At 34.0% G+C, this 26,109-nt stretch carries 25 protein-coding genes; all 25 read left to right on the forward strand.

The window, feature by feature from the left end; translation table 11 throughout:
• The first annotated feature begins 31 nt into the window (after positions 1 to 31).
• The 25 genes from HSACCH_RS04265 (at position 32) to HSACCH_RS04385 (ending at position 26,039) form a co-directional block, all read left to right on the forward strand.
• Complete coding sequence (locus HSACCH_RS04265; protein WP_005488116.1) at positions 32 to 2,476, forward strand: restriction endonuclease-like protein; 2,445 nt, start codon at positions 32 to 34, stop codon at positions 2,474 to 2,476.
• 113 nt (positions 2,477 to 2,589) lie between these two features.
• Positions 2,590 to 3,486, forward strand: a complete 897-nt coding sequence (locus HSACCH_RS04270) for a GGDEF domain-containing protein (RefSeq protein ID WP_005488118.1) — start codon at positions 2,590 to 2,592, stop codon at positions 3,484 to 3,486.
• A gap of 54 nt (positions 3,487 to 3,540) precedes the next feature.
• On the forward strand, positions 3,541 to 3,777 hold the full coding sequence (locus tag HSACCH_RS04275) for a hypothetical protein (RefSeq protein ID WP_005488119.1): 237 nt from the start codon (positions 3,541 to 3,543) through the stop codon (positions 3,775 to 3,777).
• A gap of 85 nt (positions 3,778 to 3,862) precedes the next feature.
• On the forward strand, positions 3,863 to 4,417 hold the full coding sequence (locus tag HSACCH_RS04280; RefSeq protein ID WP_005488121.1) for an RNA 2'-phosphotransferase: 555 nt from the start codon (positions 3,863 to 3,865) through the stop codon (positions 4,415 to 4,417).
• Between the two features lie 44 nt (positions 4,418 to 4,461).
• Positions 4,462 to 5,376 (forward strand): SMR family transporter, encoded by a 915-nt coding sequence (locus HSACCH_RS04285; RefSeq protein ID WP_005488122.1) that lies wholly within the window; start codon positions 4,462 to 4,464, stop codon positions 5,374 to 5,376.
• An 89-nt stretch (positions 5,377 to 5,465) separates the two neighbouring features.
• A complete protein-coding gene (locus HSACCH_RS04290) occupies positions 5,466 to 5,966 on the forward strand; it encodes a nitroreductase family protein (RefSeq protein WP_005488124.1) in 501 nt (166 codons plus the stop codon).
• Positions 5,967 to 6,004: 38 nt separating this feature from the next.
• Positions 6,005 to 6,841, forward strand: coding sequence for an MBL fold metallo-hydrolase (locus HSACCH_RS04295; RefSeq protein ID WP_005488125.1), 837 nt, complete (start codon positions 6,005 to 6,007; stop codon positions 6,839 to 6,841).
• A 76-nt stretch (positions 6,842 to 6,917) separates the two neighbouring features.
• Positions 6,918 to 11,198, forward strand: coding sequence for an acyl-CoA dehydratase activase (locus tag HSACCH_RS04300; RefSeq protein ID WP_005488126.1), 4,281 nt, complete (start codon positions 6,918 to 6,920; stop codon positions 11,196 to 11,198).
• A gap of 31 nt (positions 11,199 to 11,229) precedes the next feature.
• Entirely contained in the window at positions 11,230 to 11,532 is a 303-nt protein-coding gene (locus HSACCH_RS04305) for an MTH1187 family thiamine-binding protein (RefSeq protein ID WP_005488128.1), read from the forward strand.
• 38 nt (positions 11,533 to 11,570) lie between these two features.
• A complete protein-coding gene (locus HSACCH_RS04310) occupies positions 11,571 to 11,963 on the forward strand; it encodes a hypothetical protein (protein ID WP_005488129.1) in 393 nt (130 codons plus the stop codon).
• Positions 11,964 to 12,126: 163 nt separating this feature from the next.
• Positions 12,127 to 13,023, forward strand: a complete 897-nt coding sequence (locus tag HSACCH_RS04315) for a pirin family protein (RefSeq protein ID WP_005488130.1) — start codon at positions 12,127 to 12,129, stop codon at positions 13,021 to 13,023.
• Positions 13,024 to 13,035: 12 nt separating this feature from the next.
• Positions 13,036 to 13,788 carry a class I SAM-dependent methyltransferase gene (locus tag HSACCH_RS04320; protein WP_005488131.1) on the forward strand — a complete coding sequence of 251 codons (753 nt, stop codon included), beginning with the start codon at positions 13,036 to 13,038 and terminating at the stop codon, positions 13,786 to 13,788.
• Between the two features lie 13 nt (positions 13,789 to 13,801).
• Positions 13,802 to 14,878, forward strand: coding sequence for a M42 family metallopeptidase (locus HSACCH_RS04325; RefSeq protein ID WP_005488133.1), 1,077 nt, complete (start codon positions 13,802 to 13,804; stop codon positions 14,876 to 14,878).
• Positions 14,879 to 15,023: 145 nt separating this feature from the next.
• Entirely contained in the window at positions 15,024 to 16,124 is a 1,101-nt protein-coding gene (locus HSACCH_RS04330; RefSeq protein WP_005488135.1) for a YkvI family membrane protein, read from the forward strand.
• Between the two features lie 57 nt (positions 16,125 to 16,181).
• The gene (locus HSACCH_RS04335; RefSeq protein WP_005488137.1) at positions 16,182 to 16,997 is read left to right on the forward strand and encodes an electron transfer flavoprotein subunit beta/FixA family protein; all 816 of its coding nucleotides are present in this window, start codon (positions 16,182 to 16,184) and stop codon (positions 16,995 to 16,997) included.
• On the forward strand, positions 16,987 to 17,970 hold the full coding sequence (locus HSACCH_RS04340; RefSeq protein WP_005488138.1) for an electron transfer flavoprotein subunit alpha/FixB family protein: 984 nt from the start codon (positions 16,987 to 16,989) through the stop codon (positions 17,968 to 17,970). Before HSACCH_RS04335 ends, HSACCH_RS04340 begins: the two co-directional genes overlap by 11 nt.
• Positions 17,971 to 18,008: 38 nt before the next feature.
• The gene (locus tag HSACCH_RS04345; RefSeq protein WP_005488139.1) at positions 18,009 to 19,406 is read left to right on the forward strand and encodes an FAD-binding oxidoreductase; all 1,398 of its coding nucleotides are present in this window, start codon (positions 18,009 to 18,011) and stop codon (positions 19,404 to 19,406) included.
• A gap of 142 nt (positions 19,407 to 19,548) precedes the next feature.
• Positions 19,549 to 19,953 (forward strand): molybdenum cofactor biosynthesis protein MoaE, encoded by a 405-nt coding sequence (locus HSACCH_RS04350; RefSeq protein WP_005488140.1) that lies wholly within the window; start codon positions 19,549 to 19,551, stop codon positions 19,951 to 19,953.
• A gap of 20 nt (positions 19,954 to 19,973) precedes the next feature.
• A complete protein-coding gene (gene tsaA, locus HSACCH_RS04355; RefSeq protein WP_005488141.1) occupies positions 19,974 to 21,059 on the forward strand; it encodes a tRNA (N6-threonylcarbamoyladenosine(37)-N6)-methyltransferase TrmO in 1,086 nt (361 codons plus the stop codon).
• Between the two features lie 13 nt (positions 21,060 to 21,072).
• A complete protein-coding gene (locus HSACCH_RS04360) occupies positions 21,073 to 21,375 on the forward strand; it encodes a Dabb family protein (protein ID WP_005488142.1) in 303 nt (100 codons plus the stop codon).
• A gap of 66 nt (positions 21,376 to 21,441) precedes the next feature.
• Entirely contained in the window at positions 21,442 to 22,326 is an 885-nt protein-coding gene (locus tag HSACCH_RS04365) for a fructose bisphosphate aldolase (RefSeq protein ID WP_005488143.1), read from the forward strand.
• Between the two features lie 215 nt (positions 22,327 to 22,541).
• Positions 22,542 to 23,510, forward strand: coding sequence for an MBL fold metallo-hydrolase (locus HSACCH_RS04370; RefSeq protein ID WP_005488144.1), 969 nt, complete (start codon positions 22,542 to 22,544; stop codon positions 23,508 to 23,510).
• A gap of 20 nt (positions 23,511 to 23,530) precedes the next feature.
• Positions 23,531 to 23,905, forward strand: coding sequence for a putative signal transducing protein (locus HSACCH_RS04375; protein ID WP_005488145.1), 375 nt, complete (start codon positions 23,531 to 23,533; stop codon positions 23,903 to 23,905).
• Between the two features lie 56 nt (positions 23,906 to 23,961).
• Positions 23,962 to 24,942 carry a dipeptidase gene (locus tag HSACCH_RS04380; RefSeq protein WP_005488147.1) on the forward strand — a complete coding sequence of 327 codons (981 nt, stop codon included), beginning with the start codon at positions 23,962 to 23,964 and terminating at the stop codon, positions 24,940 to 24,942.
• A 56-nt stretch (positions 24,943 to 24,998) separates the two neighbouring features.
• Positions 24,999 to 26,039, forward strand: a complete 1,041-nt coding sequence (locus HSACCH_RS04385) for a lipoate--protein ligase (RefSeq protein WP_005488148.1) — start codon at positions 24,999 to 25,001, stop codon at positions 26,037 to 26,039.
• Positions 26,040 to 26,109: the final 70 nt, after the last annotated feature.

Consider the following 26,109-nt stretch of genomic DNA (forward strand, 5'->3'; position numbering starts at 1 on the left):
CAATAAGTCGAAAGTTATTAAGGATGATAAAATGGCCACTAAAAAAATAGATCTAATCACAATCAAAAATGATAAACTTTCTCTAAATATTAAAGGTAAGCCTCTGCATCCTGATCACGAAAAGGAGTTTCCAGAGGCAAATACGGCTCAGGCTGCCTGCAGTTTCAGTTCAAACTTAGAAGATGACTTTGACTTTAAATACCATGATCCAGAAATGGATCAGCTCAAAAGAAGTCAATTTAATTCTATTAAAAGCTATCCCCTCTTTTTTGAATATCAGAATTATGATTTTTACATAGAAGCCGAGCTGCCAATTGAACTCTACCACCCCAATCGTGAAATTAGAGAATCTCTGTCACATCCCAATGACAATCCGAATGTGCTTTATGGCAGTGTCAATTTCGGCAGTGATATTGGTTATTCGGAATTTGAAATTAGAAGTAATTCTCGAGTGATTTTAACTTTAAAGTTAGAAGTATTTCCCAGTAAGATTGACTATCAAAAAGACTACAACCAGCTTTTAGAAGAGGTAAACAAGGAAGTATATAATTTAGCCTATGACTTTTTAAGAAAAACCTATCAGGAAATGAAAATTTCTGAAAAGCAGAACATAACTGAGGCTGAGTTTTTTGTAATCATAGAAAATATTTTTGAAGATTTATTTAAAGCCTTAAAAAGAGTAGAAGAGTCACCTCACCACCGGATTATTAGAAAAAGAAATGTCAGACCCGCCTCCAGAGTTAAAAAAGTCGGCAGACAGAGCCTCAAATGGTTAAATAAGAACAGCCGCCACTATGACAAAGAGCTTAAACTGCCGGAAAAGATGCTGGCAGTGGAGAAAAAATTGAGTTATGATAATTTTGAAAATAAATTTATCAAGTGGAGTTTTTCTGAACTGATCAAAAGACTCAAACACTTTAAAATTAATTATATTAATTCAAAAAGAAATCCTGATCAGAATTTAGTCACTAAAATTGAGAAGATGATTAGAAAGTTGAAATTAAAGCTTAATCATTCATTTTTGGCTGAAGTTGGTGAGCTGCAGAAAATTGATTCAATTTCATTAGTGCTGCAGATGGCCCCCGGATATAAAGAATTATATAAGTATTATTTAATGCTTTTAAAGGGACTTTCTCTCAATGGAGATATCTTTAGGCTTTCAATTAAACAACTCTGGCAGCTCTATGAATACTGGACCTTTCTCAAATTAAACAGCCTGCTGCAGGATAAATACAAAATGCTCAAAAATAATATTATTGAATTAGATTACAGCGGCATCAATGTTACTTTATCTCAGGGAGCCTCAGCCGAGGTCGAATACCAGAATCCAATTACCGGTGAGAAATTCACTTTAAGCTATAATAGATCAAGTGGAGATAGTATCACTACCAATCAGAAACCGGATAACATTTTATCACTTAGTAAAAATGATTCTGAGCACCAGTATAAATTTATTTTTGATGCTAAATATCGGCTTAATCAGGCAGAAGAGGGAACAGGCTATGGCAGTCGCTATGATTATATTCCTGGCCCTGAAGAATCTGACATCAATACCATGCACCGCTACCGGGATGCAGTAGCAGCAGAAATGGGAGCAGATTACAGAAGAACAATGGTTGGGGCCTATGTGCTTTTTCCCTACCATGATCAAGAAAAATTTAAAGAACACAAATTCTATCAGAGTATAGAACAGGTTAATATTGGAGCCTTTCCATTTTTGCCGGGCAGTACAGAACTTTTAGCTAAATTTTTAGAAAATATTATTGATGAATCAGCTCAGAGTAACTTTGAGCGCAATCTGCTGCCGGCAGCTGCAGAAGAATTTAGACCAGAGTCAGAATTTAAGGTTGACCTGCTGCTTGGATCACTGAAAAGAAAAAAGCAGCTGCAGTATTTGTTAGATAATAATTTATATTATTTACCCTTACAGCAGCAAGTTTTAAATTATAATTTAGAATACATTGCAATTTTTCAGAGTAAAGCAAAGTTTGGTCAGCAGAGTGGAGTCCGCTATTACGGCAGGATAAAAAATAAAAAAATAGTTGAAAGAAAAGAAATTAATTTTCCTTCAAGCAGTAAAAGAACTAATCATAATTATTTGCTCTTTGAAGTTGAAAGCTGGCAGCAGCTTGGTAAAAAGATTAAAGCAGAGGGTTATGGAGTCAGCGGCAGCCACATTTATTCAAATTTGATGCTGCTCAAAAAGGCTGATACCCTGCCTGAACTGAGTATCAGATCATTAAAAGAATGGCGGCTCTGGCTGGAATTAAAACGGCTCAAAGAAGATATCAAGCTTAAGTTGAAAAATAATAATCTGGATCAGATTAATAAAATTGAGGGCTTTAAGGTTGGAGAAATTGAGCTTAAGCTGCAGGCTAATAAACTTCAGGCTGAGTTAAAAAATGAGCTCTTAGAATTTTCTTATTCAAAGTTTATTCAAAATCCAAGGGCTGTTTTAAATAAGATATATAAATAATTAGTCGAATTAAAAAGAATATTATACATAAGTTTTGAACTTCTAGCTTGATTTAAAAAAGCAGCTGCATTTTAAAATAGAATATTAAATTATAATTGAGGAAGTGACACGAGATGAAAATTGATTTAAATGACATTTTAGATAATATATATGGTGGAGTATATTATGTTGATCAAAACAGAAAGATAAGATATTGGAATAAAGAGGCTGCAGAAATTACAGGTTTTTCAAAAGCAGAAGTAATAGGAAAACATTGTTATGACAACATTCTCCAGCATGTAGATGATCAAGGAACTAATTTATGTCATAATGGCTGCCCACTTCATGCTACAATGGAAGATGGCAAAAAAAGAGAGGCAAATGTATATTTACATCATAAAGATGGTCAGCGAATTCCAGTAACAATTAGAACTGTTCCTTTAAAAGATGAAAAGAATGAAATAGTAGGAGCGGTAGAATTATTTTTGAAAAATATAAAAATGAAGTCTTTAGAAGAAAAAATTAATGAATTAAAACAGGAAAATCATAGAGATAAATTAACTGAAATTAATAACCGAAACTATTTAGAAAAGATTTTAGCTGAAATAATTGAGCGAAATGATATAAATAAAGATAATATAGCATTTTGTTTTTTAGATGTTGATGATTTTAAATATATAAATGATAATTATGGTCATTTAGTTGGAGACAGAATTTTAGCGATGATTGCTAATACCCTAAAAAATAATCTGAGAGATGCTGATAAAGCTTTTAGATGGGGCGGAGATGAATTCGCGCTAATACTCTTTGATATAAATAATAACACATATCTTAAAAATTTATTAGAAAGACTTAAATTATTAATTAATGAATCTTTTATCGAACACAAGCAGGAAAAGATAAATGTTACAATGTCTTTTGGTGCTACTAAATTTAGCAAAAATGATACAATTGAATCTCTTACCAAAAGAGCAGATAATAACATGTATGAAAGTAAAAAACAGGGCAAAAATCAGATTACAGTGAACTGATATTCAAATAATTTTAATAATATTATTTCAGATTCTAATCAGAGGATTGATATTATGCTGACTATTAAATGTGCTAAATGTAAAACTAAACTTTTTAAATACAAAAAAATTGGGCAGGGAAAAGTTCTTCGCTGCTGGAAATCTAAAATAACAAGACTCTATGATGGAAAAGTTTCAGGCCGGGACTTTGTCTGTGGACATTGTGGAAATGTCATCGCCGAAATCAAAGATGACCGGCTTGAGATGAATAGTGATGCTTTTACTTATACTGGAACCAAAATTAGGAAATAATTAAATAGCTGAACGCTTTTTAACTTAAAAATTTTTTCTTTAAAAAATCAAAAAATGAGAATAAATAATTATTGGGTGATTCTTAATGAATAAAACAAAACTTTCGAAAACAGTCTCCTATATTCTGAGGCACCATCCGGAAGACTTTGATTTGAAACTGGCAGCAGATGCTTCAGTTAAAACAGATAAGTTACTGGCTGCTCTGCAAAATAGATTTCAGGATATAACTAAAGTAGATTTAATTCAGCTGGTAAAGAATGATTCTAAAGGACGCTTCAGTTTTTTAGATAATAAAGAAAGAATTAGAGCTAATTATGGTCACAGCATTGAAGGAGTTAGCCCTGATTATCAAGCCGTAGAACCTCCAGAGATTCTCTATCACGGAACAAGGCCGGAGGTTAAAACTAAAATTATGGCTGCCGGGCTGAAGCCAATGGCCAGAAATTATGTTCACTTAAGTCTTGGAGTTAAGGAAGCTAAAAAAGTGGCCCGCAGGAGAACCAGGCAGCCGGTAATCTTTAAGGTCAAAGCTCTGAAAGCCCATCATGAGGGACAGGACTTTTATAAAACAGCCAAAGATATTTATCTGACAGATGAAATTTCTGCTATATATTTATCATTATTAACTGAAAACGACTAAACTTAAAGCTTAGATAAAATAAATCAGTAAGGGAAGTGTAGTCTTTGATCTATTTATTTTTAGCAGTCTTATGCAGTTCATCAATTGCTTTAATCTTTAAATTCAGCGAATCAAATAATTTAAATAGATATCTAGTTACTTCGATTAATTATTTTACTGCAGCAGCAATTTCTTTATTTCTCATTTTTAATCAGGGGATTAAGTTTTTTGATTTTAATCACAGTGATTTTAGGGCAAATTTCAACCGCGTTATTTTTGAGGGAGAAGGATTATTTTCGGCTCAATCCAGTCAGCAGTGGGCAACTTTAATTGGCTTGGCTGCCGGTATTTTTTTCTTCACCTCTTTTATCTATTATCAAAAGAGTGTACGCGAAAATGGAGCCAGCCTGGCCGGAACTTTCGGCAAGTTAGGAATTTTAATTCCGATGCTCTTTGCAATAATTATCTGGCGGGAATATCCAGAAGACTTGCAGTGGGTTGGTATTCTGCTGGCTATTAGTTCAATTATTCTGGTTAACTTTCCTTTTAAGAAGGACTTAGGGCAGGCTCTGAGGTTAAATTTAATCTTTCTTTTTCTCTACGGTGGTATTGCAGAATTTAGCAATAAGATATTTCAAAAATATGCTCTGGTTAATTATAAGGTATTATTTTTGTTCTGGGTTTTCTTTTCTGCTTTTTTGATCAGTTCTTTCTATAGTTTTAAAAAGGTAGGCCGCTATCCCAAAAAATCAGAACTATTAACCGGATTTGCAGTTGGGATTCCCAATCTGTTTTCTTCATTTTTTCTGATCAGCGCCTTAAACTATCTTAAAACAGCAGTTGTCTTTCCGATATTCAGTGCAGGAAGTATTGTTTTGATAACGGCTGCAGGCTGTTTGTTTTTTGGCGAAAAACTAAAGACTAAAGAATGGCTTTCGATTTTGATGACAGTAGTGGCCTTAATTTTAATCAATATCTAAAGCCAATAAAAATATTATCTGCTCAAATAAGTTGATCAGAAAGCTTTAAATCCTAAAAATAACTAAAAGATAGGAGTTATGATTATATAATGAAAGAAATTTTTGAAAGAAGAAGTATTAGAAAATATACAGCTGAGAAAGTTGAAAAAGAAAAAATAAAAAAGATTGTTAAAGCTGGCTTTGCAGCACCTTCCTGTGGAAATCAGCGGATAAACCACTTCATAATTATAAAAAACAAAAAAATATTAAATAGTATTGCTGATATACATGGGTATGCAGAGGCCCTTCGAGAAGCTGATACGGCTGTAGCTGTCTGTGCAAATTTAGAAGAAGAGCTTTATCAAGGTTTTTGGGTACAGGATTGTGCTGCTGCAGCTGAAAATATGCTGACAGAAGCAGTTCATTTGGGTTTAGGAGCTGTCTGGCTTGGAGTTTATCCTAAAGAGAGAATTATAGAGCATGTAAATTCTATTTTAGAAATTCCTGAAAAAGTAAAGGTTCTTTCAATAATTTCTCTCGGTTATCCAGCAGAAGAAAAAGAAGCTTCAGATAGATATATAGAAGCTAAAGTTCATTTTGATAAATGGTAGTATGAGTTTCTTCAATATATTCAAAAAAGGTGATAAAAATGAAATTAAAAGTTTTAGTTGAAAATAATACCTTAATTGACCGCTACTTTAGAGGAGAACCTGGTGTTTCCTATTATCTTGAAGCTGATGGCAAAAAGATATTATTTGATACCGGCTATTCTGATCTTTTTATAGAAAATGCTAAAAAAATGGGCATAGATTTATTAGATTTGGATTATCTTGTGCTTTCCCACAGCCATCTTGATCACACTTGGGGCTTACAGCATTTAATTCAATTTTATACTGAAGCCCAAATTGAAAATAGGAAATATAAAAAACCTATACTAGTGACCCATCCTGAAACTTTTGCTTCCAGAAAGGTAGGAGGAATTGATCAGATTGGCTCTTTGATTTCTAAGGAAAGGGCAGGCCATCATTTTGATTTAAATTTGAGCAGAGAATATATTCAGCTGACTGAAAATCTAGTTTTTTTAGGAGAAATTGAGAGAAATAATAATTTTGAAGCTCAAAATCCTATCGGAAAAGTAATAATTAGCGGTAACGAAAAAGATGATTATATAATTGAAGATTCTGCCTTAGCTTATCAGACTTCTGAGGGATTAGTAATTATCACCGGCTGCTCACATGCTGGGATCTGCAATATCATAGAAGAGGCCAAAGATATATTTAAGGATGATAGAATAATTGATGTAATTGGTGGCTTTCATCTGCAGAATCCTTCCAAAAAGCAGCTGGAAGGAACAAAAACTTATTTTGAAAATCTTAAACCTAAAGTTATTCACGCATCGCACTGCACGGATCTGCATTCTAAAATAGAATTAGCTCAAGTAGTAGATCTTAAAAAAGTTGGGGTAGGACTGGAATTAATTTATTAAATTTATCTAAAACCCAACTCAGATAAGATGGAATGTTTTTAATGTCTACAGATAAAAAAATATGGAGGCGATAACCTTGAATTCTATAGGAATTTGTATGGGATCATCTAAAATAAAAGTCCTTAAAACAAAAAGAAATAGTAATGACTTGAAAATTGTAGATTTTAAGGGACTTCCACATGAGGGCAGTGCAGTTAAAACTTTGGAAAAAATACTGGCTGATTTTAACTTAGATGAAGAAATTAATTTTGCAGTTACAGGTCGTAAATCCAAAAAATTTGTTAACCTTCCCTCTCTTTCAGAACCTGAGGCTACAGAGCTTGCATATAACCATATAAAGGACAAATATCCTGCTGTTGAAGCAATTGTAAGTGCAGGTGGAGAAACCTTTATGGCTTATGAACTAGATGAAAGAGGGAGAATAGCGGATGTTCACAGCGGTAATAAATGTGCTTCCGGAACGGGTGAGTTTTTTCTGCAGCAGCTAAAAAGAATGGATATCAAATTGGAAGAGGCGATGGAAATTGCTCAATTAGATAATCCCTATCATCTTTCCGGTAGATGTTCAGTTTTTTGTAAAAGTGACTGTACACATGCTTTAAATAAGGGAGAAGAAAAGGGAAAGATTGTTGCTGGTTTGTGCAGTATGATGGCAGATAAAATTATGGAATTACTTTCTAATTTTAAAGCACAATCAATTATGGTAGTTGGAGGAAGTAGTAAAAATAAGGTAATGATTGATTACCTGAAGCAGAAGTTAACTGCAGTAATTGTGCCTGAAGAAGCGGATTATTTTGAGGCCTTAGGTACTGCTCTCTGGGGAGAAAAGTATGGAGATGATTTAGATTTAACTAATCTTTACAATAAAGATCAGAGTTCTTTTAATTTTCTGCCCGCATTAGAGAACTATAGAGATAAAGTTAGTTTTAAAAATATGGAAACAGGAACAGCTAAGCCTGGAGATAGATGTATTCTTGGGATAGATGTGGGCTCAACGACTACTAAAGCAATAATTTTGAGAGTGGAAGATGATGCACTTTTAGCTTCTGTTTATTTAAGAACAAATGGAGATCCAGTTAAAGCTGCCAGAAAATGTTATACAAAACTGGCAGAGAAAATTGGCGAGACAGAAATTGAAATTATAGGGCTTGGAGTAACCGGTTCTGGGAGACAGATTGTAGGTTTACATGCTCTTAGTAAATCAATTCACAATGAAATTATGGCCCATGCGAAAGCTGCTGTTTTTTTCGATAATGAAGTAGAAACTATCTTTGAGATAGGTGGTCAGGATGCTAAATATACTTACATAGTCAACGAAGTACCAACTGATTATGCAATGAATGAGGCCTGTTCGGCAGGTACGGGTTCATTTTTAGAAGAAGCTGCAGCAGAATCTTTTAATATTGAAGTAGAGGCTATAGAAGAAATTGCTTTAAAGGGAAGAAAACCGCCAAATTTTAATGATCAATGTTCAGCCTTTATTAGCAGTGATATTAAAAGTGCTGTCCAGGAAGGGCTAAAGGTTGAAGATATTTGTGCAGGCTTAGTATATTCTATCTGTTTGAATTATACCAACAGAGTTAAAGGCAACCGAGCAGTTGGAGATAAGGTTTTCATGCAGGGAGGCGTCTGTTACAATAAGGCAGTACCGATTGCTATGGCAGCTCTCACAGAGAAGGAAATTATTGTACCACCAGAACCTGGTCTGATGGGAGCTTATGGAGAAGCACTGCTGGTAAAAAATAATTTAAAACTAGCACTAACTGAAGAGAAAGAATTTAAGCTAAAAGAACTTGCTGAAAGAAAGATAAAATATCATAAGTCTTTTGTCTGTCAGGGAGGTAAAGAAGACTGTGATCGCAGGTGTAAGATTAATGTAATGGAGATTGAAGGCGAAAAGCACCCTTTTGGAGGGGCCTGTAATAAATACGTTAATCTTTCTAATAATCTAGATTATGATGTCAAAAACTTAGACTATGTAAATCAAAGAGAAAAAATGGTTTATGAAAAATATTTTGCTGTGCCCAAAAAGAATAAAGTCAGAGGGAAAATAGGCATTAATCGCTCGCTTACAGTAAACACTCTACTTCCGCTTTATTCTAAGTTCTTTTCTGAGCTGGGCTATGAAGTTATTATTCCTGAAAATCCAGCAGAAGATGGTGTGCAAAAGCAGTCAGCTGCATTTTGTCATCCGGTGGGATTGAGTCACGGTTATATATATGACCTGCTTAAAAATCACAAGTATGATTATATATTTCTGCCTCATGTTAAAGGCTTATATGTGGAAAATGGAGCTGATGAAAGTATGCTCTGCCCCCTGGCTCAAGCTGAGCCATATTATTTAGCTGCTGTTTGGCCTGAGCTAAAAGCAGATAATGTTTTTTCACCAGTAATTAATTTTCAAAAAGGTTTTATAGCTGCAGAAGAAAAATTTGTAGATATTGCTCTTAAATTAGGTTTATCTAAAAACAAAGCCCAGACTGCCTATCAGAAAGCAATTGAACATCAGCAGCAATTTAAAAAAGAGCTGAAATCAAAAGGGAAAGAAGTGCTCAGCTATCTTGAGCAAAATCCTGATCAAAAAGCAGTAGTCATTTTTGGCCGCCCTTATAATGCTTTTGTTTCAGAGGCTAATATGGGGATTTCTCATAAATTTGCTTCCCGTGGAGAAATAGTTTTACCCTATGATATGCTTAATCTTGAAGAAAGTGGAGTTTCTTCAAAAATGTACTGGTCAATGGGCCAGTTAATAATGAAGGGAACTAAAATTGTAAGTGAAAACCCAAATTTGTTTGCAGCCTATATAACAAATTTTAGCTGTGGACCTGATTCATTTCTTTTAAACTATTTCCGCAGAGAAAATGGAAGCAAACCTTCTTTAACCTTAGAGCTGGACAGTCATACAGCTGATGCTGGTTTAAATACCAGGATTGAAGCCTTTTTAGATGTTGTAGAAAGCTACCGAAAGCTCGAGGAAGATGAAGGGATTCCCAAAGCAGAAAGCAATTTTAAAAAAGCAGAAATAAAATATGATAATTCTGTCAGAGTAGTTGACTCAAAAGCTAATAATCATTCACTTGATTCACAAAATGTAAAAGTTTTAATACCTTCAATGGGAGGTAATTCCAGTCGAGCTGTTGTTTCAGGACTAAGATATAGTGGAGTTAATGCTGAAGCTGCTCCTCCACCTGGTGAAGCTGAGCTAAAAAGGGGGAGAGCTAATTCAAGTTCAAAAGAGTGTCTGCCCCTCCAACTGACCTTGGGAACGATGCTTAATTATTTAGATAAAAGAAAAAACAATGGAGAAATACTTGCCTATTTTATGCCCGAAGCTTCCGGACCGTGTCGCTTTGGCCAATACAATGTATTATTGAATAATCTGATTGAAGACAAAAAAATAGAAGATACAGCTGTGCTTACTTTAAGTGCTGACAATGGTTATGCAGGTTTAGGAAGAAAATTTACCATGCGAGCCTGGCAGGCAGTAATTATTGCTGATGTACTGGATGATATTGAGAGTGTTATTTTGGCTCTGGCCACTGATAAAGAAAAAGCATTAAAACAGCTTGAAAAAAGTAAAAGAAAAATATTTAATGCTCTAGATAATAATACGTGGGGTCAAATCAAAAAATTACTAAAAAATGAAGCGGCAGTACTAGCTAATATTAAATTAAATGAAAGTTATAAGCAAGCAAAAAAAGTTGCTCTTACAGGAGAAATCTATGTGAGAAGCGATAAATTTTCTCGTAGATTTCTGGTAGAAAAACTTGCTAAAAAAGGAATAGTAACAAAGGTGGCTCAAAAAAGTGAATGGATATATTATGTTGATTATTTAATTGAAAATGGAATTAATAAAAAACAGCCCGGTTTTATCGGGAAGCTTAAACAGAAAGCAAAAAATACCTATCAGAGACAGATAGAAAAGACAATTAAATCGATTTTTGCAGAGACAGGACTTTATAATTACAGCCTAACAAATATAGATGAGCTGATCGAAACAGCTGAAACTGCTTTGTCAAAGGAATTAACAGGTGAGGCAATTTTGACTGTAGGCAGCAGTATTGATGAGATTATTGATCAGGTAGATGGTATTATTATCATTGGTCCTTTTGGCTGTATGCCAAATCGGGTTGCAGAATCAGTATTAAGTAATTCTTTAGAAAAAGAAAAACTAAAATTAGCAAAAAAATATGGTAATAATTTGACTAAAAAAGTGCTGAATGAGTTTTCATCTTTACCATTTCTTGCCTTAGAGACAGATGGTAGTGTATTTACTCAGGTTATGGAGGCCAGACTAGAATCTTTTACACTTCAGGTAGAAAGAATAAGTCAGTTTAAAAAAGAAATAGATAAATGATAAAAAACAATAAAATTTAGGAGGATTAATAATGGTTATAGCAGAATTAACAGTTGTTCCACTGGGTACAGAAAGTACAAGTTTAAGCAGCTATGTTGCTGACTGTCATCAAGTTTTAAAAAATCAAGATAAGGTTAAATATAGGTTAACTCCAATGGGAACTATTTTAGAAGGAGAGCTTAGTGATATTTTTGATATCACAAAAAAGATGCATGAAGTTCCTTTTGAGAATGGTGCTTTAAGAGTTACAACTAATTTAAAAATTGATGACCGTCGGGACCGAGAAGCAGCAATGGATAAAAAAATAAATTCAGTAGAAAATAAACTTAAATAATCATAAATATTTAAAATAATTAAATAGGGGGTGTGACTATGTTTTATCTTTTACTGCTTGTTACTTTTTTGGTGGCCCTTCTCGTCTGCTATATAGTCAGCAGATTATTCAATGATTCAATTTATAAAATTTTAAATTTAATAGTACCTGAGGCAATTAATGAAGCCTGGCTTAAATATATTAAGTTTGCCATTTATGTTGTTGGTATTTCCGGTGGTGTCAGGGTCTGGGATTTAGAAAAATATATAACATCTAGATATAATAACCAGGAAGTTGTACAACTGACAACTGAGCGCTGGACTTTAGAAATCTACAGAACTTTAATCGGTTCTCTACAGAGTATTGCCACAGTCCTACTGATCTTTTTTGTTTTCACTTTGATTGCCTATGTTGTTTTGAGAATCTTTTCTTCAAAAAATGAAAAGAAATAATTAGTGGTGATAGAGTAAAAGTCTGCTAGCAAACCTCGTGGGCTTGCCCCAAAGAGGGTCAAATTTATTAAAACTCAGATAGCTTGAGACTATACTATATAGATAAATTAATTTTATAATTATATTTAAGATCACAAATCATCAGGGGAAAGAGGTAATTTAAATGTTTAGAAAAGTGAAAAGTTATTTTGAAGGTAGAGAAACTCAGGATGGTGCAGGAGTTAAACTCAGACGCTGTTTTGGTTATCATCAGATTCCAGATTTTGACCCCTTTTTGATGATGGATTTTTTTGATTCAACTGATCCTGCAGACTACAGCCGTGGATTTCCCTGGCATCCACACCGGGGAATTGAAACAGTTACCTATCTGATTAAAGGAGAAATTGAACATGGAGACAGTATAGGAAACAGTGGAGTAATTAATGACGGACAGTGTCAGTGGATGACTGCAGGCTCAGGAATTCTGCATCAGGAATTACCCCAGCCATCAGAAGAAATGCTTGGGGTTCAGGTCTGGTTAAACTTAGCTGCCAGTAATAAGATGACTGAGCCTCAATATGGAGATATAACCGAGGCTATGATACCAGTTTATGAAGATGATCAGAAAAAAGTTAAGATTATTGCCGGTGAATATCAAGGTTTAAGTGGTGAGATTCAGAGAACTGACACCAGACCAACCTTTTTTGATGTAGAATTAGCTGCGGAGAGCGAATTTATTTTTGAACTGCCAGCAGATTATAACGCCTATGCTTTTTTAATTAGAGGAGAGGCCAATTTTGAACCCGGGAAAGAAAATCTCAAAAAATATCCACAGGGAGTTTTATATGAAAACGGCAGTAAAATAAAAGTTAATACATCTCAAAATACGGCGAGGTTCCTCTTTCTTGCAGGCAAAAAATTAAACGAACCTGTAGCCTGGGGTGGTCCAATTGTTATGAACAGCAGAGAAGAACTTGCTCAAGCTTCAAAGGAGCTTGATAATGGAACATTTATTAAAGGTAAAAACGAGAAAAAGCCAACTCAGATTAATAAATTTTACCAGGAAAATAATACAAAATAAGGAGAAATTAAAGTGACAGAATTGGAATTAATGCTTGATTTTCATCTAGAAGCTAAAAGACAGGGACCAGGCAGTACCGATGATACACTAAAGGCTCTGAGCTTTATGGATTTAAAACAAGATAAAGTTTTAAAAATTGCAGATATTGGCTGCGGCTCGGGTGGGCAGACAATTACTCTGGCCCGCAAGCTAAACGGAGAGATTACAGCTGTTGACCTTTTCCCTCAATTTTTAGCAAAGTTAAAGACAAAGGCAGCAGAACTGGGTTTAGCTCCTAAAATAAAGACCTTAAAAAAATCAATGGATGAACTTCCTTTTGGCAGTGAAGAATTTGATATTATCTGGTCAGAAGGAGCAATCTATATTATGGGCTTTGAAGAAGGAATCAAGCAGTGGAAAAAGCATCTAAAAGTTGGTGGTTATTTAGCAGTCAGCGAAATAACCTGGACTACAGCTTCCAGACCAGCTGAAATAGAAGAATATTGGCATAATGAGTATCCAGAAATTAATACAGCCTCCGCTAAAATTAAAATATTAGAAGAGAATGGATTTTCACCGGTCGGATATTTTTATCTGCCTGAATCAAGCTGGATCGATAATTATTACAGGCCGATGGAAGAACGCTTTGAAGATTTTCTGATAAAACATAATTATTCTGAAGCGGCTGAGAGATTAATTGAAAATGAAAAAGATGAAATTAGCCTCTACCAGAAATATAAAGATTATTTTAGTTATGGCTTTTATATCGCCCAAAAATTAAATTAAGAAGGAGTAGATTATGAAAAAGAATAATTCGATTAATTTAATTAAAGATTTATCAAATGCAAATGGTGTCTCAGGCTATGAAGATCAAGTTTTAGAAGTAGTTAGAAATAAGTTAGCTACTAATATAAAAACAGAAGTTGATTCAATGAGAAATATGTATTTATATCCAGAAAATATAAACCCTCAAAAACCGATTTTAATGCTGGACAGCCACTCAGATGAAGTGGGTTTTATGGTCAAATCAGTTAATAAAAATGGTAGTTTAAAATTTGTTAATTTAGGTAGTTGGTTTCCACAGAATATTCCGGCTCATAAAGTTAGAGTGAGAAATAGTGAAGGGAAATATATCAAAGGGGTTGTTGCTTCTAAACCACCTCATTTTATGAAAGCAGAAGAAAAAGAAAAGCTGATTGGAATAGATGAGATGATAATTGATATTGGTGCTTCTTCTAAAAAAGAAACAGTTAAAGATTATAAGATTGAAGTTGGAGCTCCAATTGTACCAGATGTTGATTTTGAATTCGATCAAGAACGGGGAATAATTATGGGTAAGGCCTTTGATAACCGTCTGGGAACAGCAGCTGTAATTGATCTATTAAATGAATTAAGCACCGAAAAGTTTGGTCTTAATTTAGTGGGAAGTCTTTCAGCTCAGGAAGAAGTTGGAACAAGAGGGGCTGAAGTTACTTCTAGAAAAATTAAAGCTGATATAGCAATTGCTTTTGAAGGTACACCAGCCGATGATACATTTAGAGATCAATATGATGCTCAATCTGTATTAAAAAAAGGTCCTCAGATCAGACATCGGGATATCTCCATTATTGCAAATCCCAGATTCATTAAATTTGCCAGAGATATTGCTAAAAAACATCAAATTCCATTTCAGGATGCAGTCCGGATTGGCGGGGGAAATGATGGGGCAAAAATTACTTTGAGCAATTATTCTGTACCCACAATAGTCATAGGTGTACCGGTACGCTATGCCCATACACATTACTCTATTTCAGCTTACGAGGACTATAAAAATACTATTAGCTGGGCAGCTGAAATTATCAGAGCCCTAGATTCAGAGCTTATAGCAGCTTTTTAATCAAAATATTGAACTATAGACTCCACTAAAAAATTTTAGCCTTGACTTGAAAATAATATTACAATATAATAAAAACGACTTTATCTCATTAAAGTGCAAAATTTAATATTAGACACAACAAAAAACTAGTAAAGGAGAATTAGTAGTGGAGAAGAAGAGTAGTTTTTCAATTCCGGTTTTTTTCAGTGTAGCTTTTGTCTGGTTTACAACCCATTTTGGGGGAGGTTTTGCCTCAGGTAGACAGGCAGCAGAATTCTTTGTCAGCCACGGCTGGTATTCAATTTTCACCCCGGTTATTGCCATGGGAATTGATGCAGTTATTTTTTATTATGCCTGGGATTTTAGTGTAGTTAATGATACCTATGATTACAGAAGTTGGACAGATGAGTTTTACTACCCATACCAAAAGCTTTTTTCAAATTTATATGAAATTATTTTTGTTTTAACAATGGGGGTGGCAACAGCAGTTGCCTTTGCGACCGGTGGAAGTACAATTAAATCTGCCATAGGAACTCCTTATTTAGCAAATACTATTGCTATAGCAGCTATTATATTTTTACTTACTATCTTTGGGGCTAAACTAGTCCGTGAATTTGCTACTTACATAGGAATAGCAATTATTATCGGAGTTATCATAGTTTATGGGGCAAATGCTGTAGTTAGTTTTCCTAAGATAATTAATGTAATTTCTGCTCAGACTGCAGACACTAATATTTGCTCTGCCCTCTGGAGCATGTTATTATATGCAAGTTTTCAGGCGCTGGCAGTTGGAGCCTACGTAGCGGTAGCAGATGTTTTAAAAACTAGAGATGATGCACTGAAGGCTGCCTGGGCAGGTTTTGCAATCAATGGTATCTTATTAACTCTCGCCTCAGTCACAGTTCTGGCCTATTATCCAGGGATTTTAGAGATACCGGTTCCAACAATTTATGTGGTCAATAATGGAGTTGGAGGAGTTTTAGCCGAAAATATCATTTCAATTTTAATAGTACTTGGAGTAATTTCTACCGGAGTAAATTTTGTTTTTGGTGGTGTCAAAAGAATAGTTTCCTGGTGGCCTAATGATAACACTGGTCACAGTCATTCAATAGTGGCTTCTTTAATTTTTGTCTTAATAACCTGGTCTATTGCCCGTTTTGGTTTAATTCCTTTAGTTGCTAAAGGATATAGTTTTTTAGGTTATTTAGGAATACCGATGCTCATTTTACCGGTAATATATAAATTAATTAAAAGAAGATTTAACTAAAATATAATTTTAAATTTTAGCTAGAAAAAAGTAATAGATTATGGAGGAGTTGATTTTTTGCAGATTTTAGTTTTAATTAAACAGGTACCAGAGATGGAAAAGGTTCAATTTGATGCTGAAAAAGGAAAGATAGATCGCAATTCAGCTGGAGTTGAGGTAAACCCATTTGATTTAAATGCTTTGGAAGCTGCTGTCAGAATCAAAGAAAAATTAGGAGGAGAGATTACAGCTTTAAGTATGGGTCCTAAAAGAGCCGAATCTGCTTTAAAAGAAGCAGCAGCTCGCGGAGCAGATAAAGTTTTTTTACTAACAGATAAAAACTTTGCAGGAGCTGATACAATTTCAACTTCCGCAGTTCTATCTGCAGCAGCAAAAAAATTAGGTGATTTTGATTTAATTATTGCTGGCGAAATGAGTGTTGATGGAGATACAGCTCAGGTTGGCCCTCAGACTGCTGAGTTTTTGGATATCAATCATGCAGCTTATGTAAGTGAAATAGCAGCTGTCTCAAATAGTGAAATTACAGTCAGTACTTCCCTCTGGGAAGCCAATTACAATAAGACTTATAGTTATCCGCTTTTAATTACAGTAACTAAAGATCTTAATAATCCAAGTCTGCCATCATTTAAAGGTAAAATGAAAGCCCGAAAAATCGAGGTAGAAAAACTTGATTATGAAACAATAAAGGAGCAGCTGCCGATTAAAGAAGTTGGTTTTAAAGGTTCACCAACCTGGGTTGAAAACATTGTTGTACCTCAGAAAATAAAAAGAAAGACTAAAAGCTATAATAAAAGCGAAACTGCAGCAGCTGTTGCTGATATAAAAGGAATATTAACAGTTAAAAATTTGATGGAGGCTAATCATGGCAGATAATAATAACTTATTAATAATAGCTGAATACAGTAAAAATAGAATTCATCCGGTGATTTTAGAATTATTAAATAAAGGAAGAGAGCTGGCAGATAAAGCTGATTTAAAAGTTAATGTTTTAATTCTAGCTGCAGAAAATATAGAAAATAGTGAGCTAAATGAACTAATTTATCATGGTGCAGATCAGATTCAATTATTAATTAATGATAATTTTGCTTATCCAGATGAATATTTATTTAAAAAAGCAATTCTTAAATTTCTAGAGCAAAAGCTTCCAGAAATTATTTTAACTGGGGCCACAAATTTTGGACGTTCTCTGGCACCAAGACTGGCAGCTGCCTTGAAAACAGGTCTGACAGCAGATTGCACTGAACTTGATATAGCAGAAGATGGTTCACTGGTGCAGATTAGACCTGCCTTTAGTGAAAATATACTGGCCCATATTAAAAGTGATACAAAACCACAGATGGCAACAGTTCGTTATCAGGAATTTGCCAAAGCAGCTAGAAATGAAAACAGAAAAGGTAAAATTACTATTGAAGAAATTGATTTAAAGGAAAATGATTCAGTAAAAGAGATTGAGAAGATAAGTGATCAGCAAATAAATATTACAGAAGCCGAAGTTGTTGTAGCAGGTGGAAGCGGTGTCAAAAATGCCGAAGATTTTAAAATGCTGCAGGAGCTGGCTGATATTTTAAATGGAGTTGTAGCAGTTTCTAGAGATGTTGTAGATCAGGGTTTAATGCCTAAAGAGCGACAGGTTGGTTACAGTGGTCAGCGGGTTAAACCAAAAGTCTATTTTGCCTTTGGTATTTCGGGAGCGCCACAGCATCTGGCAGGGATGAAAGAAGCTGAAACTATTATTGCAGTGAATACCGATCCTTCAGCCCCAATCTTTAAAGCGGCTGATTATGCAATTGAAGGAGATTTATATGAAATTATTCCTGAAATGATAAAAGAATATGGAAGCAAATAATATAATTTTTTAAGATATTAAAAATTTGGAGGGCGAATATGCAGAATCAGATAATCGAGAAGTTAGAAGCAATTGTTGGCGAAAAATGGGTTGATACAGACTCAGAACGAGTACTTTCCTACAGTCTGGAAAGCACAAATGATAATTATAGTCTGGTAGCACCAGAACCTGTATCCGGCTCGGTAGTGGTAAAAGCTGCTGACAGTGAAGAAATAGCTGCTGTTTTAAAATTTGCAAATCAAGAAAAAATTAATGTTATTGCTAGAGGTGCAGGAACTGCACTGGCAGCTAATACTATACCAGATCAGGAAAGTATAATTTTATCATTAGAAAGACTGGATAAAATCTTAGAAATTGACGAAGAAAATATGCTTTTAAAAGCCGAAGCAGCAGTTAGTCTGGGCGATATTATAGAAGAGTTAAAAAGCAATGACCATCTATATTTCCCCCTGCATCCTGGAGATGAAGGAGCACAGGCTGGAGGAATGGTTGCGATGAATGCCGGTGGAGTTAGAGCAGTAAAACACGGGATTATGCGGAATCAGATTTTAGGAATGAAGGTTGTACTGCCCACAGGTGAGATAGTTCATTATGGGGGCAGTAAGGGAAAATTGCTGAAAAATAATGCCGGTTATGATCTAATGCAGCTTTTAATTGGCAGTGAAGGTACTTTAGGTGTAATAACTGAAGTTAGTTTAAAATTATATCCAGAGCCAAAAGCAAATGGAACTCTGATTGTGGCCTTTAATGACCGCAGAGACGCCTTTGGAGCAGTACCAGCTATTTTAAAAAGAGGTATTATTCCAATGGCATTAGAATATGTAGAAAAAGATGAAATTGAGTTGGCAGCTGCTGATATAGGTAAAAAGTGGCCTGCTGAAAACGGTGAATATTTTTTAATAATTATGCTTTCAGAAGCTAAAGAAGATGATTTGTTTGAAATAGGAGCGCAGATTGATGAAATTACAGCTGAATTCGAGGCTGTGGATATGCTGATAGCACAGAGTATTAGTGAACGCAAAGATATTCTGGATATTAGAAGTCATATTTTGCCTGCTATTACAGATAAAATTGTGGATAGTCCTGATGTAACTGTTCCTCGGGGCAGTCTCTTAGAATATTTAGATAAATTAAATGAAATTGAAGCAAAGTATAAGACTAAATGTCCGGTTATAGCTCATGCTGGGGATGGTAATTTGCATGTTATAATTTTAAAAGAAGATGGAGAAAAACCTTCATATTTTACTGAAATAAAAGAAGATATTTACCAGAGTGCAGTTGATATTGGAGGAACAATTACCGGCGAACATGGTATTGGAAAACTGAGACAGGATTATCTTTCAATGATGTATTCTAAAAGAGAGTTAGAAATTATGAAACAGATAAAAAGTGCATTTGATCCAAATAATATACTTAATGCTGGCAGAAGTATTTAAAAAATCATTTAATTTAATCAAGGTATATATAACAGGACTCTAGCTAATAAATATTAGGTGGAGTTCTTTTTTTATAAAGGTAAAAAATAATTTATCAAGAATAATATATATAGAAACTAAAAAGTTACTAGGAGCGATTAAAATGAAGAATAAGAAAACTAAAAAAACAGCACCTTCAATTGATAAGTGGCTTCAAGAAGCAAAATCTGATCCCGAAGCTCTAAAAGAGGGAATGTACCTTGTTCATAATGGCATTGTGCGTCAGACATCCAGAGCTAAAGCGCGACAGGGTGTGGAAGATGACGATGTTAAGGGAATGGATTTTGATTATGATGCGGCAAAGGTTGAGCAGGCCATTGCTGAAACAAAAAAGATGGAAGGGGTTTTTCATGCCAGAGTTTGGCTTAATCAGGGCCAGCTTGAGCTTGGAGAAGATATTATGTATGTCTTAATTGGTGGGGATATACGACCTCATGTAATCGATGCTCTGCAGTTTTTGGTTGGAAAAATTAAAAATGAATGTGTTAAAGAAATAGAAAAGAAATAATAAATATAAAGGAGTTAAAGATGGAAATTAAAAAAATAGGTGAAGTCAGAAGCAAATATAAAAAACCGGTTGGCCCGGAGGAGATGAAAAAAAGTAAAAGCATAATTGAAATTGAAGCAGAATATTTAGCTGGATTAGATCAAATAGAGGATTATGAATACCTACAGATTCTTTTCTATTTTCATAAATCAGAAGGTTATGACCTGATAAGCAAAAGAAGAATGGGACCAGAAAGAGGTTTGTTTACCTCCAGAAGTCCACGCCGCCCCAGTCCTATTGGAATGACTACAGTGGAATTAATAAAAAGAGACGGTGCTAAACTTCATGTTTATGGGCTTGATGCGATAGATGGAACTCCTGTGATAGATATCAAACCTTATTCCTCTTTTATGGATCAGCCGACACTTTCTCTGCAAAAAAAGACACCACGTTATCAGATTAATAAATTGATTGAATATCAAAATTTTTACGATTTACTGCTGAAAGCTGGAGAATTACACGGTCATTACTGCCCGTTTCTAGCCCTGGGAGTGCTGGCTGCCGGAGATGCTTTAAACAGGCTGGCTGCTGATAATGATGGCATGGAAGATTTACTTGCTGTAGTCGAAACAAACAGCTGCTTTAGTGATGGAGTTCAGTATGCTGCTGGTACCACCTTTGGTAATAACTCTCTAATTTATCGCGATTTTGGTAAAACTGCAGTGACCTTTGTTAACAGAAATGAGCCCACTAAGAATCTTAGATATTACCTAAAAGATAATGATTTTATCAGCAGAGAATATCCAAAAGCAGGGAAATTATTTAAAAAAGTTATTGCCGAAAGAAAAGGCACTAAAAAAGAACAGGAAAAGATGAAAGAACTCTGGCAGGAAATAGCCTTTGAGATCATTGAAGTTGAGACTGAAAAATTCTTTAAGATTGAAGAAGATACTAAAATTGAGATACCAGATTATGCTCCTATTTTTGATGATCACTACTGCAGTCAGTGTGGAGAAAAGCTAATGGCTGTTAAAACTGTTGAAAAAGATGATCAAGTTTTCTGTAAAGGCTGTGCTCAAAGCAAATATTATCAACTTGACGGCCGTGGTATAGTAGAAAAAAGGTAATTGGAGGTAAAAAATGATAAAACATGTAGTAATGTGGGAGTTTAAAGATTTTGCTGAAAATAATGAAAAAAAGAAAAATGTTGAGTTAGCAAAACAAAAGTTATTATCACTTAAGGATTTAGTTGATCAAATCCAGTCTATTGAGGTTGGTAAAAATATCAATCAAAGTGAGGCAGCTTATGACCTGGTATTAATTACTGAGTTTAAAGATCTTGTTGACCTAGACGAATATCAAAACCATCCCGAACACAAACAGGCAGCAGCATTTATAGGGAAGGTTGCAGCTAAAAGAGTTTTAGTTGATTATGAAAAATAATTTACTGCAATTGGTTAGGACTTAAGCTCAAAGAAAATATTTTCAAAATAAATGGAGGTATTTATTATGAATAAAAAACAAATTGATTTAATGGAAAATGGTGAAGGTTTTATAGCTGCACTGGATCAGAGTGGTGGAAGCACACCAGGAGCGTTAGCAGATTATGGTATAGCTGAAGCTGAATATGAAACAGAAGCAGAAATGTTTAAGCTTATTCATGAAATGAGAACAAGAGTCATAACCAGTCCTGCCTTCAGCTCTGACCAAATTTTAGCTGCAATATTATTTAAACAGACAATGAATAATAAAATGGAAGGCAAATATACTGCTGATTATCTCTGGGAAGAAAAAGGTATACTGCCAATACTTAAAGTTGATCAGGGGACAGAAAACAAAGAAAATGGAGTTCAACTGATGAAACCGATGACTAAACTTGAGCAGCTGCTTGAAGAGGCAAAAAAGCATAATATTTTTGGAACTAAAATGAGGTCTATTATTCATAGTGCTAATCCAAAAGGAATTAAAGATATTGCTGCTCAACAGTTTGAATATGGTAAGAAGATTTATGATGCAGGCTTTATACCTATTTTAGAACCAGAAGTAAATATTAAAAGTGAAGATAAATTTGAATCTGAAAAAATCTTAAAAGAAGAAATTCTAAAGCTGCTTCAAGAATTAGACGATGAAAAATATATATTTAAACTATCGATACCAAGTCAGGCCGACTTCTATCAGGACATTATTGAACATCCAAACGTAGTCAGGGTAGTCGCTTTATCTGGAGGCTACAGTCAGGAAGCTGCTGTTAATAAACTATCTGAAAACCATAATATGATTGCAAGCTTTTCGCGGGCACTGCTGCAGGATCTAGATGTTGATCAATCAAAAGAAGAATTTAATAATACACTTAAAGATGCAGTGATTAAAATTTATAATGCTTCAATAACTTAATCTGTTTTAGAAAAAGCCAGGCATTAAAAGTGTCTGCTTTTTCTATTAATACTTTATTCAGAACTGGAGATTTTCGAAAACTGTGGCCATATGCTTTTTTGGGATGAGCCTCAGAAATTTAATAAAAGACTTTCGGAATTTATTGATAAATAAAATCGTAGCAAGTTTGTTAATTTTAAAAATAAAAGGGGAGGTAGCTTTTTTTAGCATTAATTATGAGAGATATTAGTATTTTAGCTGCAGAGTCACTTGGAGTTAGAGCCTTATGCTGTTTGGTAGAAAAAGATAATCAAAAGCTATTAATTGATCCTGGGATTTCATTAGGCTATACCCGCCATGGTCTGCTTCCACATCCGATTCAAATTGCTGTAGATGAAATTATAAGGGAGCGAATTATAGCCGAACTAAAAAAAGCAACTGATCTTGTGATCAGTCATTTTCACGGTGATCATATTCCTTTTCAAGAAGCTAATATCTATCAAATTAAATTAAATAATGTAAAAACGCATTTAAAAGGATTAAAGATCTGGTCCAAATCTGTAGAAAATGAGTCGCATAAATTTCAGGAAAGAGCCTGGAATCTCAAATTTAGCTCTGATCATTTTGTTACTGCAGAAAATAAAAGTGTAGGGGATCTTAGTTTTTCAAGTCCAGTTTTTCATGGGGAAAAGGACTCTTTTCTGGGAGAGGTAATGATGACCAGGGTCAAAATGAAGGACAAAATTTTTGTTCATGCTTCTGATATTCAGTTTTTATATAGACCAACTATTGATCGAATAATAGAATTAAATCCTGATATTGTAATTGCTAGTGGTCCTCCTCTTTATCTGTCGCACATTGACCAAAAAACAGCAGCAGAAGCAGCAGAAAACATATTATGTTTAAGCAGTAAAGTAGATACTTTAATTGTTGACCACCATCTTTTGCGTTCAGAAGCAGGTTTAGCATATTTAAGAAAATTAAATGCTAAATCTAATCATAAAATTATTACAGCCGCTGATTTTATGGGGATTAAGCCCTGCTTATTAGAAGCAAGAAGAGAAGAACTTTATCATAAATTTCCAGTTTCAGATAACTGGCATCAAAAATATGAAAAAGGAAAGGTTAATACTGCAGCTTATTTAATTGAGGCTCGAAATAAGCTTTCAGATTTTGAAAAATTATATAAATATATAAGCAGATAAAATAATAAGGAGCTAAGACTATGTCAGATTTCAAGCTGCATCATTTAATAACAACCGGAGCCAACGAAGCAGAGATGATTGAGGCAGTACTCAATGATAATCAGATTGAAGTCATTGTGCGTCATGATGAGTTTGGTGACTACAGTATGCTTTACATGGGTTTTTCAGCTTATAATATAGAGCTTTATGTTGCAGAAGAGGATTATGAAAAGGCTAAGGAACTGTTGAATGATCTAAATATAGAGATTACTAAAGATTCTAAAAAAGTTGAACAGAATACAAAAAATGAAAAGCATAAAAATAGTAAAAAAACTATTTCTTTTTATCTGGCTCAAATTGCTAAAATTATCATTATCCTATATCTGCTTATACATTTAATACCCTTGATTTTTTAAATAGCTTTAATAAAATTTTCTAAAATAAATTATATAAAGGCCGGGAGCTGATTACTTTGGGGTATATCGATTTACACTGTGACAGTTTACTAAGAATTTTTAATAAATATGAAAAAGAGAATTTATCTGAAAATAAAAATCTTAGTGTTGATTTTAAGGGGCTAAAACAGGGAGGCGCTTTAGCTCAATTTTTTGCTGTTTTTCTACCTGATCAAGAGACACTAAAAGAGATTAAAGTAGCAGAGATAGATGATGACTTATATATTAATAAATTAATTAAAATATTAAAAAATGAAGTTAAAGCAAATAATGATCTAATTGAGATGGCTTATAATTATCAGGATATAATAAATAATCAAAAAGCAAATAAGATTTCAGCACTTTTGACAATTGAGGATGGGAGAAGTGTCAATGCTGATCTCGAAAAAATAAAAAAATATTATAAAGATGGAATAAGACTGATAACCCTGCTCTGGAATCATGAAAACTGTTTTGGCTATCCAAATTCAAATGATCAAAAAATTATGAGCAGAGGTCTTAAAGATTTTGGAATTGAAGCAGTTAAATATATGAATGAAATTGGAATGATTATTGATGTATCTCATCTTTCAGATGGAGGCTTCTATGATGTTGCAGAATATAGTGAAAAACCATTTATAGCTTCTCATTCGAATGCACGTAATCTGGCTGCTCATCCAAGAAATCTAAAAGATGATATGATAAAGATAATAGCAGAAAAAGGTGGGGTAATAGGTTTAAATTTTGCGCCGCAATTTTTGAATAATAATTCTTCAAATGAAGACAGCAAAATAGAAGAGATGATATATCATTTGAATTATATAAAAAACTTGGGCGGGGAGTCTGTACTGGCCTTAGGTAGCGATTTAGATGGTATTCACGGTAATTTAGAAATAGACAGCAGCCAAAAAATGCCACTTTTATTTAAAGCTTTGAAAAATGATGGTTGGAGTAATGATTTAATTGAAAAATTTAAGGCAAAAAATGCTTTAAGAGTAATCAAAGAAGTATTAAAATAATAGAAGTATTGATATAATAGAATTATTAAGTAAATCGGAAGGGGCACTTATATATTATGCAAAACAAAAACTTGAAAGCTAAATATGCAGCAGGAGCAGGTTATAATCCCTGGTACAATTTAGCTTTAGAAGAATATTTACTAGACAATTTAGGAGAAAATGAAATAATACTTTATCTCTGGCAGAATGATAATACGGTTGTAATTGGCCGCAATCAAAATGCCTGGCAGGAATGCAGAGTTGGTGATTTAGAAGAAAACGGTGGTAAATTGGCCCGGCGTCTTTCAGGTGGAGGAGCGGTTTTTCACGATTTAGGAAATCTAAATTATACCCTGCTGATGCCGAGAAAAAAATACAACTTAAAAGAAAATCTTAAGGTAATTTTAAAAGCTCTGCAGGACTTAGGGGTTGAGGCTGAATTTTCGGGACGTAATGATTTAATTTCTGGCGGTAAAAAAATATCAGGTAATGCCTATTATCTCGGTTCTAAAGCCGCTTATATTCACGGTACAGTTTTAGTAAATAGTGATCTTGAAAAGCTGGTTTCCTACTTAAAAGTATCAGATGCTAAAATAAAATCTAAGGGAATTGATTCAATAAAATCAAGAGTTATGAACTTAAGTGAAATTGATGATAAACTAACTGTAGCCAAAATAAAAGAAAGTATTAAAACAAATTTTGCTGAACTATATAATCAGGGTCAGCCGCTGGAAGAAATTAAAATAGAAGCTGCTGAAAACGAAGAATTTAAAAAAATATATGATAAATACTCTTCTTGGGACTGGCGCTTTGGTAAAAGTCCTGATTTTGATATTACTTTAAAAAATCGTTTTCAGTGGGGGGAAGTAGAGTTGAATCTCAAATTATCTTCAGCTACAATAAAAAAAGCTGTTTTGTATTCTGATGCAATGTACAGTGATTTAATTCCTAAAATAGCAGATTCACTAACAAATCAACCCTTTGAATTAACAAAAATATTAAAAGCAGCTGAAAAAAGCCTTGCAAATTATAACTGGCAGAATAAAAATGAAGGGGAAAATATAAGTGAAGATTTTTTAAATTGGTTAGAAAAAGAATTAAAAACAATAATCTATTAAAAAAACGGGGTATCTGCCTCGTTTTTTTGATTTAACACTAAAAAATATGCTAAACTATAATATAGAAAAT

Source organism: Halanaerobium saccharolyticum subsp. saccharolyticum DSM 6643 (assembly GCF_000350165.1).
In the GTDB taxonomy this organism is placed as follows: Bacteria; Bacillota; Halanaerobiia; order Halanaerobiales; family Halanaerobiaceae; genus Halanaerobium; species Halanaerobium saccharolyticum.